This window comes from Sphingorhabdus sp. (assembly GCF_041737645.1).
In the GTDB taxonomy this organism is placed as follows: Bacteria; Pseudomonadota; Alphaproteobacteria; order Sphingomonadales; family Sphingomonadaceae; genus Sphingorhabdus_B.
Genome location: NZ_JBGSRI010000069.1, coordinates 1 through 12122 on the forward strand (window position 1 = coordinate 1; position 12122 = coordinate 12122).

Here is a 12122-nt window from a genome sequence, read left to right on the forward strand (position 1 = left end):
CGTTTCCCGGAATATCCTCTGACGCCAAAACGTCAGGTGGGCGCCGTTTAGTCTGGACCACGGTCCAAACAGGGACAGCTCCCTTAGATAAATAATCGCCTCAGGGATGTTCTCATCAGTTCGTGCCGTGCAGTCCCGCCACCCTTCATATAGGGTGTCCCGTCTTATTCCTCAAGTCTGTCCGCAAGAGATTCAATTCGGCCGGCCAGTTTTTCTAACGTGACAACGGCTTGGTTGAACGCCGGGTCGTCGGCGGCCTGTGTTGGTGAAGCGCCTTTGATTGAACCGTTTTTACTGTCGTGCAATTTGTCCGCCAATAACAAAGCCGAAAAAAGCAGCAGGCGGCTTTCATTCAACCCGCCCGAAGCGCCACCCGCCTCACGCGCCATTTCGTCAACCATATTGCCTAGCGTGTGAAGCCTTGGCTCCTCACCGTCCTTGCATGTGACAATATATTCGCGGCCAGCAATCAAAAGCCTCACATCGGCCATCAGCGTGCGCCTCCGGCCAGGATAGTATCAATCTCATCGAGTGCCAAACGCGTTTCTGCTTTCAATTGTTTATGTTTTTCAATCAGTTTTGAATCCGGCACGCCGTCCGTTCGCGCATTAGACGCCTGTTCTAACCTCGAAAGAGCACGCTCAATCCTGCCTATTGTTAGAATTAGTTGTTGCTGGGGCATGAGTTACTCCCGTTATTTCGAGTAATTTAGCAAATTAAAACCATTTGGCAAATGCGCTTCCAAATGACACAGAAGGGCGTTGCAGGTGCAATTTGCGCGCCTTTGGCTTGACGCCTGCAACTTCGCTCCGCAAAGGGTGCGCTCTGGCGACTCGGAACTGACCGATCACCTAAAATCGAAGCCGTTTTCTGCGGGCTGCCGGGCTGGAATTGAGCGAGGCCGATATTGGGTTAGGCCGATAAAGGGGAATGAGATAGATGACTGTCAACCAACGGCAGATGGCCAATGCGATCAGGGCGCTGGCTATGGATGCAGTTCAAGCTGCCAATAGCGGGCATCCCGGGATGCCGATGGGCATGGCAGACGTTGCGACGGTTCTTTATTCCGATTTTCTGAAATTCGATCCCAGCGACCCGAAATGGCCCGACCGCGATCGCTTTGTCTTGTCGGCAGGGCATGGTTCGATGCTGGCATATGCCACGCTGCACCTGACTGGTTATGCACGGCCGACGATGGATAACATTCAAAATTTCCGCCAGTTGCAAAGCCCCTGTGCTGGCCATCCGGAAAATTTCGAGCTGGAAGGCGTGGAGGCTACGACCGGTCCCTTGGGGCAAGGTTTAGCGATGGCTGTCGGTATGGCGATTGCAGAGCGGCATTTGAATGCCGTTTTCGGTGACGAATTGGTGGATCATAAAACCTGGGTTGTTGCGGGTGACGGCTGCCTGATGGAAGGCATCAACCATGAAGCAATTGGCCTTGCTGGACATCTCGGCTTGGGTCGCTTGAATGTTTTGTGGGACGATAACCGGATTACCATTGATGGTGCAGTCGACCTGTCGTCAAGTGAAGATATCGCAGCGCGCTATGCCGCCACCGGATGGCATGTCGTCAAATGCGACGGGCATGATTTTGACGACATCAAGCGTGCCATGGCGGAAGCCGTCGCAGACCCGCGGCCCTCGCTGATCGCGTGCCACACAATCATTGGCTATGGTGCCCCCAATAAGCAAGGCAGTTCCAAGGTCCACGGGTCTCCGCTGGGGGACGATGAAATTGCCGCGACACGCCAGCAACTGGGCTGGGATAGCGCCCCGTTCGAAGTACCTGACGACATATTGTCGGCTTGGCGCGCCTTGGGTGCGAAAGGTGCCTCTGCTAAGACTGAATGGCAAGATAAGCTTTCAAATAGTTCAAATAATTCCGAATTTCTGCGCCGCATGGCGGGCGATATCGATCCTACAGCGGCGATGTCCGCCTATAAGGCGCAACTCGCAGTGGACTTACCCAAGGCCGCAACGCGTAAGTCTTCAGAGATGACTTTGGGTCCACTGACCGAGGCCTTTCCGGAGCTTATAGGCGGTTCGGCAGACTTGACCGGTTCCAATAATACCAAAACATCGTTTACCAAGCCATTGGATAAAGACGATTATTCTGGACGCTATATCTATTACGGCATCCGTGAATTCGGCATGGCAGCGGCTATGAACGGGATGGCCTTGCATGGTGGTGTCGTTCCTTTTGGCGGCACGTTCCTGATCTTTTCCGACTATGCCCGCCCCGCCATCCGCCTGTCGGCGTTGCAAGGGTTGAGGGTCATTTATGTCCTGACGCACGACAGCATCGGGCAGGGTGAAGATGGTCCCACGCACCAGCCTGTCGAGCAGTTGCAGAGCCTCCGGATAATCCCGAATCTAGAGGTTTTCCGACCCTGCGACGCCATTGAGGTCGCCGAATGCTGGGAACTGGCGTTGGAGCGCAAGGATGGACCATCCGTGTTGGCGCTGTCACGGCAGGATTTGGCTATGGTCCGGTCATCGGTGGAAACCAACATGTCCGCTAAGGGCGCCTACCGCATCCAGTCCGCCGGTGCGGCGCGTAAAGTTATTTTGATTGCCACCGGATCGGAAGTTTCGCTTGCAACCGAAGTTGCCACGCAGCTGGAAGCCAAGGGTATCGGTGCGGATGTTGTTTCCATGCCCAGCATGACCCGTTTCCTGGCGCAGGATGCCGCTTATCGGAAAGACCTCTTGCCGGACGACGGCACGCTGCGTGTCTCTATCGAAGCGGGAACAACCTTCGGCTGGAGTGGCATTACCGGGTCGAACAGCCTGCATATCGGTTTGGACCGTTTCGGGGCCTCTGCACCCGGAAAGGTCCTGATGGATTATTTCGGATTTTCTGCCGACAAAATTACCCCTCAAATCATCGCCAAATTAGGCTGATAGGAGCATATATGACTGTCAAAGTAGCTATTAACGGATTTGGCCGCATCGGCCGTTTGGTTGCCCGCGCGATACTCGAACGCGACGACCATGATTTGGAGCTGGTCGCGATCAACGATCTCGCTCCTGCTAAAGCGAACGCTCTGCTTTTCAAGCGGGACAGCGTGCATGGGCCATTTCCCGGCACCGTCGAGGCTGATGGCAACGACATCATCGTCAATGGCAAGCGTATCCATGTGACCGCCGAGCGTGATCCCGCCAACCTGCCGCATGCCGCCAACGGCGTCGACATCGCACTGGAATGCACGGGTTTCTTTACCGATCGCGCCAGTGCCGAAAAGCATTTGGCCGCTGGAGCGAAGCGCGTTCTGATCTCCGCACCGGGCAAGAATGTCGATAAATCGGTCGTTTTCGGCGTAAACCATGATGTATTAACCGCCGCGGATGTGATTGTTTCCAACGCAAGCTGCACCACCAACTGCCTTGCCCCGCTGGCGAAGGTGTTGAACGATGCCATCGGTATCGAACGTGGCCTGATGACCACCATCCACAGCTACACCAATGACCAGAAAATTCTGGACCAGATCCACGACGATATGCGCCGTGCACGAGCCGCGGCCATGTCGATGATCCCGACCACGACCGGCGCAGCTCGCGCGGTGGGTGAAGTTATGCCCGAGCTGAAGGGCAAGCTGGACGGTTCGGCCATCCGCGTGCCGACCCCCAATGTCAGCATCGTCGACCTGACCTTCACGCCTAAGCGCGATACAACTAAGGAAGAAGTCAACGCGTTGCTGAAGGCTGCTTCGGAAGGTGCGTTGAAGGGCGTTTTGGCCTATTCGGACGAGCCTTTGGTCTCGATTGATTACAACCATTGCCCGGCAAGCTCGACCATCGACAGCCTGGAAACAGCGGTGATCGACGGCAAGCTGGTCCGCGTTTTGAGCTGGTACGACAATGAATGGGGCTTTTCCAACCGCATGGTGGATACCGCCGGCGTCATTGGCAAGCTGCTGTAAGGGCTGAAACCATGGCATTTCGCACACTTGACGATCTTGGGGATATCAAAGGCAAGCGCGCTTTGGTGCGTGTCGATTTGAACGTCCCGATGGCCGACGGGCGTGTCACCGATGACATGCGCCTGCGCGCCTTGTTGCCGACAGTATTGGAACTCAGCAACAAGGGCGCCAAGGTGCTGTTGCTGGCACATTTCGGTCGTCCCAAGGGTGCAAAGCATAGCGAAATGTCGGTTTCCATGGTGCTTGACGCACTGCAGGAGGTCGTCGGGCGCGAAATCATGTTTGTGCCGGAAATTGCGGGCGATGTGGTCCGCCAATCGGTCGGCATATTGGCCGATTGCGACATCGCGCTTCTGGAAAACACCCGGTTCTGGCCGGGCGAGGAAAAGAACGATCCGGAGCTTGCCAAAGCTGTTGCTGAAAATGGCGATTTCTATGTGAATGACGCTTTTTCCGCAGCGCACCGGGCGCATATGTCGACCGAAGGTTTGGCCCATGTGTTGCCCGCATATGCCGGTCGCTCGATGGAAGCCGAACTTAAGGCACTTGAAGCGGCTCTGGGTAATCCGGAGCATCCTGTTGCCGCTGTTGTCGGCGGGGCAAAGGTTTCGACCAAATTGGATGTGCTCAACAATCTTGTCAAGCAAGTCGATCACCTCATCATTGGTGGCGGTATGGCCAACACCTTTTTGGCGGCGCGCGGCATCGATGTTGGCAAATCGCTGTGCGAGCATGATTTGGCCGACACCGCAAACGCCATTTTGGAAACCGCCGATGCGTCGGGATGCACGGTCCATTTGCCCTATGACGTCGTGACGTCAGTCGAATTTCGCAGTAATCCGCCTATTCGTGTCGTGAATGTGCACGAGGTTGCGGCCGACGAAATGATCCTTGATATCGGTCCGGCAGCTGTCGAGGCGCTGGCTGATGTTCTGAAAACCTGCAAAACTCTGGTCTGGAACGGTCCTTTAGGCGCGTTCGAGATTGAGCCTTTTGACGCGGCGACGGTTGCGCTTGCAAAGACGGCAGCAGCATTGACCAAAGAAGGATCGCTCGTTTCCGTTGCTGGCGGCGGCGATACCGTGGCGGCTTTGGTCCATGCTGGCGTCTCCGATGATTTCACGTTCGTGTCCACCGCTGGCGGTGCGTTTCTCGAATGGATGGAAGGCAAACCCTTACCCGGGGTCGATGCGCTTCAAACGGATTAACCCGACGGGGCGCATTGCCCCGTTTTTTTTATTGTGCTTATGCATACGTATGCAAAATGGCAAAGATTAGGAATTGAGAATGCACGATCCCAAAATGTTCGAAAAGATCGCCAACGGTGCAGGCTTTATCACCGCGCTTGATCAGAGCGGCGGTTCGACCCCCAAGGCCTTGCTCGGCTATGGCATCACCGAAGACGCCTACAGCAACGACGAGGAAATGTTCGGCCTGATCCACGACATGCGGACCCGCATCATCACATCGCCCAGCTTTTCCAACGGCAAAGTGATCGGCGCCATTCTGTTCGAACGCACCATGGACGGCACAGCAGAGGGCAAGCCTGTTCCTGCTGCGTTGTGGGAACGCGGCGTTGTTCCTTTCCTGAAAGTCGACAAAGGACTGGAAGACGAAGCCGATGGCGTTCAGATGATGAAGCCGATGCCCGAACTCGACAGTTTGCTGGCCCGCGCCCGGGAAAAGGGTGTTTTCGGTACCAAGAAACGTTCGGTTATCAACAGCGCATCACCCTCGGGGATCGCTGCCATTGTGAAGCAGCAGTTCGAAGTTGCAGAGCAGATCTTGGCGCATGGCCTGATGCCGATCATCGAACCCGAAGTTAACATCAAAAGTGCTGATCGTGCCCAAAGCGACGCGATCCTGCGCGACGAAATCCTGAAAGCCTTGGACAATGTATCGGGTGACCACAAGGTCATGCTGAAACTGTCCATACCTGCCGAAGCCGGACTGTTCGATGCGCTGGTCCAGCATCCGCGCGTATTGCGTGTTGTAGCGCTGTCCGGCGGCTTTGCACGCCCCGAAGCATGCGTGGAACTGGCTAAAAACCAGGGTATCATTGCAAGCTTTTCGCGTGCGTTGCTGGAAGACCTGCGTCACCAGATGACCGACGCTGAATTCGACGCATCGCTTGGCGGCGCAATAGACGAAATAACCGCCGCATCGACGACCTGAGTTTGGAGAGGGGCTGGCGTCGAATGCGCAAGACATTTGCCGCCAGCCTAAAGCCCCGCTAAAGGCGCGGCATGACCGACATTGGATGCCAGCTTTATCTCATTTCCCCGCTCGACGTCGGCGGGGCCTTTCCTGAAAAACTTGAACAGGCCTTGGGCGCTGGACCCGTTGCGGCGTTCCAGTTTCGGATCAAGGGTATCGATCAGCATGAAGCTGCTGCCTTGGCGGCCCCGCTGCAGGAAATCTGTGCGCGGCATGACGTCGCCTTCATTGTCAACGACAGTATATCGCTTGCCAAGCGGCTGAAAGCCGATGGCGTGCATCTGGGGCAGGGCGATGGTGATGCGCGGGATGCGCGCGAACAGTTGGGAAGCGATGCCCAGATCGGTGTGACCTGCCACAACAGCCGTCATCTGGCCATGGAAGCTGCCGAAGCCGGGGCGGATTATGTCGCCTTTGGTGCGTTTTACCCCACCAGCACGAAAGACGTCGAGCATATTGCCGAACTGGATACCGTGCAAAAATGGACGCTGGTGACGGAGATTCCGTGCGTGGCGATCGGCGGCATAACGCCTGACAATGCAAAACCGCTTGTTGAAGCCGGTGCCGATTTTCTGGCGGTGTCGGGCGCGGTATGGAATCATCCCCAAGGTCCCGCCGAAGCGGTAAAAGCGTTTAACGCCCTGCTTGCCTAATTCCGCTACGCCCGTTAAAGGCCGCCTCCAACGGCACGCAGCGCGTGTCTGCTCTTTCCATTTGTTAGCGAGTTCGTCCCATGAAAATCAACGCGGTTGAAATCAAGCCGGGTAACATCCTTGAATATGAAAACGGTCTGTGGCGTGTGGTGAAAACCGCGCATACCCAGCCGGGCAAGGGGGGAGCCTACATGCAGGTAGAGCTCAAAAACCTGCGTGACGGTCGCAAGAACAACATCCGTTTCCGTTCGGCCGAAAGCGTAGAAAAGGTTCGGCTCGACCAGAAGGATTTCCAATTCCTGTATGCCGAGGGCGATAACCTCGTTTTCATGGACAAGGAAACTTATGATCAGGTCACCTTGCCAAGCGATTTGCTAGGCGATGCAGCAGCCTTTTTACAAGATGGCATGGATGTCGTCATGGAAATGTATGATGATGAGGCACTTTCGGTGGCCTTGCCCGACCAGATTGAAGCAACCATTGTCGAGGCCGATGCGGTCGTCAAAGGCCAAACGGCGTCGTCCAGCTACAAGCCAGCCATTCTGGACAATGGCGTGCGCGTGATGGTGCCACCTTTCATCAGCGCGGGCACCCGTATTGTTGTTGATGTGTATGAACGGGAATATGTCCGGAAGGCCGACTGATGCCCGCACTGACCGGTCTTTTGACCATCATGGAAAAAGCGGCCCGTAAAGCAGGCGGCAAGTTGCGGCGTGATTTCGGCGAGATCGAACATTTGCAAGTCTCTCAAAAGGGACCTGCGGACTTTGTATCTAAGGCGGATGAACGTGCCGAAGACACCATTTTTCGCGAGCTGGAAATTGCTAGGCCTGACTGGGGTTTCCTTCTGGAAGAAGGCGGCGAAATCGCTGGTGCTGATGGCAAGCCGCGCTTCATTGTCGATCCACTCGACGGCACGAGCAACTTTTTGCACGGTATTCCGCACTTCGCGATTTCAATTGCGGTGCAGGACCCGAAGCCCGATGGTTCGGGCTGGGGCGATGTTTTTGCAGGGTTGGTATATAACCCGATAACCGATGAGAGCTTTTGGGCTGAGCGGGGCAAAGGTGCATGGCTTGGCCACCGCCGCTTGCGTGTGTCGGCACGCCGTCAATTGAACGAAGCGCTGGTCGCCACGGGAACCCCGTATAAAGGGCATGGTGACTTTGAAGAATGGGGTAAAATCTTTAACGCCATCGGGCCACAAGTTTCAGGAATTCGCCGTTTCGGTGCCGCCAGCCTTGACCTCGCCTGGCTAGCTGCGGGTCGTTACGACGGCTTCTGGGAAAGCGGTCTTTCGGCGTGGGATACAGCGGCGGGATGCCTGCTTGTGCGTGAAGCGGGGGGCTTTGTAACCGACTATCGGGGGCGCAGCCCGCACATCGCCGACACGCAGGTTCTGGCGGCAAACGACATTTTGCATAGCAAGCTTCACAAGCTACTCGCAGGTGCTTTGAAATAAACCGCTAAAATGGCTGAAAAAAGCCGCTTGCAGGCCTTGCAGGGTGTGAATCTTCTGCCTAAAAGCGCGGCAAGTTTATGGGGCCAAAGCGAGTCTGTTATGACTGATTTATCGCAATATCTGCCGATCTTATTATTCCTGTTTGTGGCGCTTGCCCTGTCGTCGGCGTTCGTGTTTTTGCCTATGGGCGTGTCGCGCCTGACCGGGTCGCACCAACCGACCGAGGCAAAGCTTGCCGAATATGAATGTGGTTTTCCCGCATTTGAAGATTCCCGCAGTCAGTTTGACGTCCGTTTTTATCTAGTCGCCATCCTGTTCATCATCTTCGATCTTGAAGCGGCGTTTCTGTTTCCTTGGGCGGTCAGCCTTGGTGAAACAGGCTGGGTGGGCTGGGGCACGATGATGCTGTTCCTGTTCGAACTGGTCATTGGCTTTATTTATGCCTGGAAAGTGGGAGCCCTCGAATGGGAGTAATCGCACAGACACCGGCGGACGCGTCCGTTCCTGATTCCGGTTTCTTCAAGGATATTGAAAGCGAAGTGAGCGACAAGGGCTTTGTCGTGTCTTCGACCGAAGATCTGTTCAACTGGGCGCGGACCGGTTCGTTGTGGCCGATGACCTTTGGTCTGGCCTGCTGCGCCGTTGAAATGATCCACGGCTATATGCCGCGTTACGACTTTGAACGTTTCGGCATCGCACCGCGCGCGTCACCGCGCCAGTCCGACGTCATGATTGTTGCCGGGACATTATGCAACAAAATGGCGCCTGCGTTACGTAAGGTGTACGACCAGATGTCGGAACCCAAATATGTCATATCCATGGGCAGCTGCGCCAATGGTGGTGGCTATTATCATTACAGCTATAGCGTCGTGCGCGGTTGCGACCGGATTGTACCTGTCGACATCTACGTTCCCGGTTGTCCACCGACCGCCGAAGCGTTGCTTTATGGCATCATGCAGTTGCAACGGAAAATCCGCAGGGTAGGGACACTCGAACGGTGACCCATTCCGCTCCGCATATAGAAAAACCGAAAGGCACCGTTGCTGCCATCAGGAAGCTGCTGGGTAAAAACCTGGTCAGCGTGGATGAGGCCAATGGCGAACTCGCGCTGCATGTGAAGCGGGATTCGCTCGTGGGCGTCCTCACCCAATTGCGCGACGAATGCGGATATCAGCAACTCATGGAAATCGCGGGGGTCGATTGGCCCGACCGCGACCCGCGCTTTGAGATCGTCTATTTCTTGCTCAGCCTGACCAAGAACCACCGTATCCGCGTGCATGTGACCACCAGTGAAGATGTCGCGGTTCCGTCGGTAACTGGCATCTGGCCAGTCGCTGGCTGGTTGGAACGTGAAGTGTTCGACATGTATGGTGTGTTGTTCGCAGGCAATGAGGATCTGCGCCGCATATTGACCGACTATGGCTTCACTGGCCATCCGCAGCGCAAGGACTTCCCGCTGACCGGCTATGTCGAGCTGCGCTATTCCGAAGAAGAAAAACGCGTGAAATATGAACCTGTGCAACTGGCGCAGGATTTCCGCAGCTTTGACTTTCTATCACCATGGGAAGGTGCGGACTACGTGCTGCCCGGCGATGAAAAGGTGATCAAGTCTAACGAACCACCCCGTGGAACACCGCCGCAGGTAAACGATCCCAAAACGACAGAAAAGCCATCGCAGACTGGCGCCGGAGCGGCTGCCAATGCTGAAGCCAAAAAGCGCACGGTGCGGAAACCGAAGGCGGTGAAAGAATGAACCTCCAGCAAGATCTGGCCCCCACCACTGGTGACGAGGTCATTGAAAACTACACGATCAACTTCGGTCCGCAGCATCCCGCGGCGCACGGCGTGTTGCGTCTGGTCATGGAACTGGACGGCGAAATTGTGGAGCGACTCGATCCGCATATCGGTCTGCTGCACCGCGGCACTGAAAAGCTGATCGAATATAAGACCTATTTGCAGGCGCTGCCCTATTTCGACCGCCTCGATTATGCCTCGCCGCTGGCGATGGAGCATAGCTATGTGCTGGCAATCGAAAAGATGCTTGATCTCGAGGTGCCGTTGCGCGCGCAATATTTGCGGGTGCTGTTTGCGGAAATGACCCGCATTTCGAACCATCTGCTCAACATCGCGCACCATGGGCTCGACGTGGGCGCGATGACGCCGGGTCTGTGGCTTTACGAAGCGCGCGAAGATTGCATGGGCTTTTTCGAACGCGCCAGCGGTGCGCGTATGCACACCGCATGGTTCCGTCCCGGCGGCGTGCATCAGGATGTGCCGCTGAAACTGTTGACAGACATTGGCGAATGGCTCGACGACCGCCTGCCGCGCCTGTTCGAGGACGCGATGAAGCTTGTCGTAGACAACCGCATTTTCAAGCAGCGCAATGTCGATATCGCGATTGTCTCCCGTGAAGACTCCATCAAATGGGGCTTTTCCGGCCCGATGATCCGCGCGGCGGGCATCCCGTGGGATATCCGGAAAAGCCAGCCATATGATGTCTATGCCAAGATGGATTTCGACATCCCCGTCGGCACGCGCGGTGATTGCTATGACCGCTTCATGGTCCGCGTCGAGGAAGTGCGCCAGTCGATCCGCATCATGAAACAATGCCTTCAGCAAATGCCCGAAGGCCCGGTGTGCAGCGACGACCGCAAGATCGTCCCGCCCAAGCGCGCCGAAATGAAGCAGTCGATGGAAGCGCTCATCCACCATTTCAAACTCTACACCGAAGGCTTCAAGGTTCCGGCAGGCAGCGTCTATGTCGCCACCGAAAGCCCCAAGGGCGAATTCGGCGTCTATCTGGTGTCGGACGGCACCAACAAACCCTATCGCTGCAAAATCCGCCCGACCGCATTCTCGCATTTGCAGGCAATGGATTTCATGTCGCGCGGGCATATGCTGGCGGATACGACTGCGATCCTGGGCGCGCTCGACATTGTGTTCGGGGAGTGTGACCGGTGATCTTGAGAGAGGTCCTTTTTTTGGTGGCTGCCTTGTTTGGTTCGTTTGCGTTAGTTGCTGCCTATTTGTGGCTTTTCCACAACCAATTGAACTTAAAAGAACTCGGCTCGACGGCGGCAGCGATGGCCTTCGGCGCCTACGCCGGACGGATTTGGGGACGTAAGGAAAGACATGGCTGACGCAGCACATATCCCTGAAGAAGCAGAAACTCGCGCCAAGTGGGGTGCTTTTGCCTTCACGCCCGTGACCAAGAAGCTCGCCGACATCTATATCGGCCGCTACCCCGCCGGGCGTCAGCAATCCGCAGTCATGGCGTTGCTTGACCTTGCCCAGCGGCAGGTGGGTGAGGAAACCAAGACACAGGGCTGGTTGCCGGTTCCGGTGATTGAATATGTCGCCCAATATCTCGGCATGCCCTATATGCGCGCCTATGAGGTTGCGACCTTCTACACCATGTACAATCTCGGGCCGGTCGGCCGTTATCATGTGCAAGTATGCGGAACGACGCCCTGCATGCTGCGCGGGTCCGACGATATCATGGCGGCGTGCAAGAACCGCGGCCTTGTCAAAGGCGCCACCACGCCTGATGGTCTGTTCACGTTGACCGAGGTCGAGTGCATGGGTAACTGCTCCTCCGCACCGATGGTTCAGATCAACGACGATAACTTCGAAGATCTCGATTATGACAGCATGACCGCAATCCTGGGCGACCTTGCCGACGGCAAGCAGCCCAAGATCGGCACGCAATTGCCCGGACGGCATACCGTGGAACCCTATGGCGGACCGACAACGTTGCAGGCGATGGTCGACAAGAACCATGATTATCGGGGAGAATATTGATGTTGCTCTGTTCCTCAATAGAATTGGCACGCAGAGGCGCAGAGGGCGCAGAGGATAAAACTT

General features: G+C 56.0%; 14 protein-coding genes. 12 read left to right on the forward strand and 2 right to left on the reverse strand.

The genetic code is table 11. The features are described from left to right. Positions 1-164: 164 nt before the first annotated feature. Both ACEW72_RS13215 and ACEW72_RS13220 read right to left on the reverse strand, forming a co-directional pair. Entirely contained in the window at positions 165-491 is a 327-nt protein-coding gene (locus ACEW72_RS13215) for a cell division protein ZapA (RefSeq protein WP_373476859.1), read from the reverse strand. Then, entirely contained in the window at positions 491-682 is a 192-nt protein-coding gene (locus tag ACEW72_RS13220) for a hypothetical protein (protein WP_373476860.1), read from the reverse strand. Before ACEW72_RS13220 ends, ACEW72_RS13215 begins: the two co-directional genes overlap by 1 nt. Before the next feature lie 257 nt (positions 683-939). Between ACEW72_RS13220 and tkt the strand changes: the two genes are divergently transcribed. The 12 genes from tkt to ACEW72_RS13280 all read left to right on the forward strand — a co-directional run bounded on the left by tkt (position 940) and on the right by ACEW72_RS13280 (position 12059). Then, positions 940-2907 (forward strand): transketolase, encoded by a 1968-nt coding sequence (tkt, locus tag ACEW72_RS13225; protein ID WP_373476861.1) that lies wholly within the window; start codon positions 940-942, stop codon positions 2905-2907. An 11-nt stretch (positions 2908-2918) separates the two neighbouring features. Next, positions 2919-3926, forward strand: a complete 1008-nt coding sequence (gene gap / locus ACEW72_RS13230) for a type I glyceraldehyde-3-phosphate dehydrogenase (RefSeq protein ID WP_373476862.1) — start codon at positions 2919-2921, stop codon at positions 3924-3926. 11 nt (positions 3927-3937) lie between these two features. After that, entirely contained in the window at positions 3938-5134 is a 1197-nt protein-coding gene (gene pgk / locus ACEW72_RS13235; protein WP_373476863.1) for a phosphoglycerate kinase, read from the forward strand. 79 nt (positions 5135-5213) lie between these two features. Continuing rightward, positions 5214-6101 carry a fructose bisphosphate aldolase gene (locus tag ACEW72_RS13240; protein WP_373476864.1) on the forward strand — a complete coding sequence of 296 codons (888 nt, stop codon included), beginning with the start codon at positions 5214-5216 and terminating at the stop codon, positions 6099-6101. A gap of 71 nt (positions 6102-6172) precedes the next feature. Further along, complete coding sequence (gene thiE, locus ACEW72_RS13245; RefSeq protein WP_373476865.1) at positions 6173-6796, forward strand: thiamine phosphate synthase; 624 nt, start codon at positions 6173-6175, stop codon at positions 6794-6796. 80 nt (positions 6797-6876) lie between these two features. Beyond that, positions 6877-7440: an elongation factor P gene (gene efp, locus ACEW72_RS13250; protein WP_373476866.1), complete on the forward strand. Its 564-nt coding sequence runs from the start codon at positions 6877-6879 to the stop codon at positions 7438-7440. After that, positions 7440-8258: an inositol monophosphatase gene (locus ACEW72_RS13255; RefSeq protein WP_373476867.1), complete on the forward strand. Its 819-nt coding sequence runs from the start codon at positions 7440-7442 to the stop codon at positions 8256-8258. Before efp ends, ACEW72_RS13255 begins: the two co-directional genes overlap by 1 nt. Before the next feature lie 99 nt (positions 8259-8357). Further along, positions 8358-8732 (forward strand): NADH-quinone oxidoreductase subunit A, encoded by a 375-nt coding sequence (gene ndhC, locus ACEW72_RS13260; RefSeq protein ID WP_158898634.1) that lies wholly within the window; start codon positions 8358-8360, stop codon positions 8730-8732. After that, positions 8723-9259, forward strand: coding sequence for an NADH-quinone oxidoreductase subunit B family protein (locus tag ACEW72_RS13265; protein ID WP_373476868.1), 537 nt, complete (start codon positions 8723-8725; stop codon positions 9257-9259). The genes ndhC and ACEW72_RS13265 overlap by 10 nt, the downstream gene beginning before the upstream one ends. Further along, positions 9256-10011 (forward strand): NADH-quinone oxidoreductase subunit C, encoded by a 756-nt coding sequence (locus ACEW72_RS13270; protein WP_373476869.1) that lies wholly within the window; start codon positions 9256-9258, stop codon positions 10009-10011. The genes ACEW72_RS13265 and ACEW72_RS13270 overlap by 4 nt, the downstream gene beginning before the upstream one ends. Continuing rightward, complete coding sequence (locus tag ACEW72_RS13275; protein WP_373476870.1) at positions 10008-11219, forward strand: NADH-quinone oxidoreductase subunit D; 1212 nt, start codon at positions 10008-10010, stop codon at positions 11217-11219. The genes ACEW72_RS13270 and ACEW72_RS13275 overlap by 4 nt, the downstream gene beginning before the upstream one ends. A gap of 171 nt (positions 11220-11390) precedes the next feature. After that, complete coding sequence (locus ACEW72_RS13280; RefSeq protein ID WP_373476871.1) at positions 11391-12059, forward strand: NAD(P)H-dependent oxidoreductase subunit E; 669 nt, start codon at positions 11391-11393, stop codon at positions 12057-12059. Positions 12060-12122 lie beyond the last annotated feature (63 nt).

Excerpts from the sequence above, each read along its gene's own strand:
- ACEW72_RS13220 (WP_373476860.1), bottom strand. The coding sequence starts at position 682 with ATGCCCCAGCAACAACTAATTCTAACAATAGGCAGGATTGAGCGTGCT.
- ACEW72_RS13265 (WP_373476868.1), top strand. The coding sequence starts at position 8,723 with ATGGGAGTAATCGCACAGACACCGGCGGACGCGTCCGTTCCTGATTCC.
- ACEW72_RS13255 (WP_373476867.1), top strand. The coding sequence starts at position 7,440 with ATGCCCGCACTGACCGGTCTTTTGACCATCATGGAAAAAGCGGCCCGT.
- thiE (WP_373476865.1), top strand. The coding sequence starts at position 6,173 with ATGACCGACATTGGATGCCAGCTTTATCTCATTTCCCCGCTCGACGTC.
- ACEW72_RS13215 (WP_373476859.1), bottom strand. The coding sequence starts at position 491 with ATGGCCGATGTGAGGCTTTTGATTGCTGGCCGCGAATATATTGTCACA.
- tkt (WP_373476861.1), top strand. The coding sequence starts at position 940 with ATGACTGTCAACCAACGGCAGATGGCCAATGCGATCAGGGCGCTGGCT.
- efp (WP_373476866.1), top strand. The coding sequence starts at position 6,877 with ATGAAAATCAACGCGGTTGAAATCAAGCCGGGTAACATCCTTGAATAT.
- pgk (WP_373476863.1), top strand. The coding sequence starts at position 3,938 with ATGGCATTTCGCACACTTGACGATCTTGGGGATATCAAAGGCAAGCGC.
- ndhC (WP_158898634.1), top strand. The coding sequence starts at position 8,358 with ATGACTGATTTATCGCAATATCTGCCGATCTTATTATTCCTGTTTGTG.
- ACEW72_RS13240 (WP_373476864.1), top strand. The coding sequence starts at position 5,214 with ATGCACGATCCCAAAATGTTCGAAAAGATCGCCAACGGTGCAGGCTTT.
- ACEW72_RS13280 (WP_373476871.1), top strand. The coding sequence starts at position 11,391 with ATGGCTGACGCAGCACATATCCCTGAAGAAGCAGAAACTCGCGCCAAG.
- gap (WP_373476862.1), top strand. The coding sequence starts at position 2,919 with ATGACTGTCAAAGTAGCTATTAACGGATTTGGCCGCATCGGCCGTTTG.
- ACEW72_RS13275 (WP_373476870.1), top strand. The coding sequence starts at position 10,008 with ATGAACCTCCAGCAAGATCTGGCCCCCACCACTGGTGACGAGGTCATT.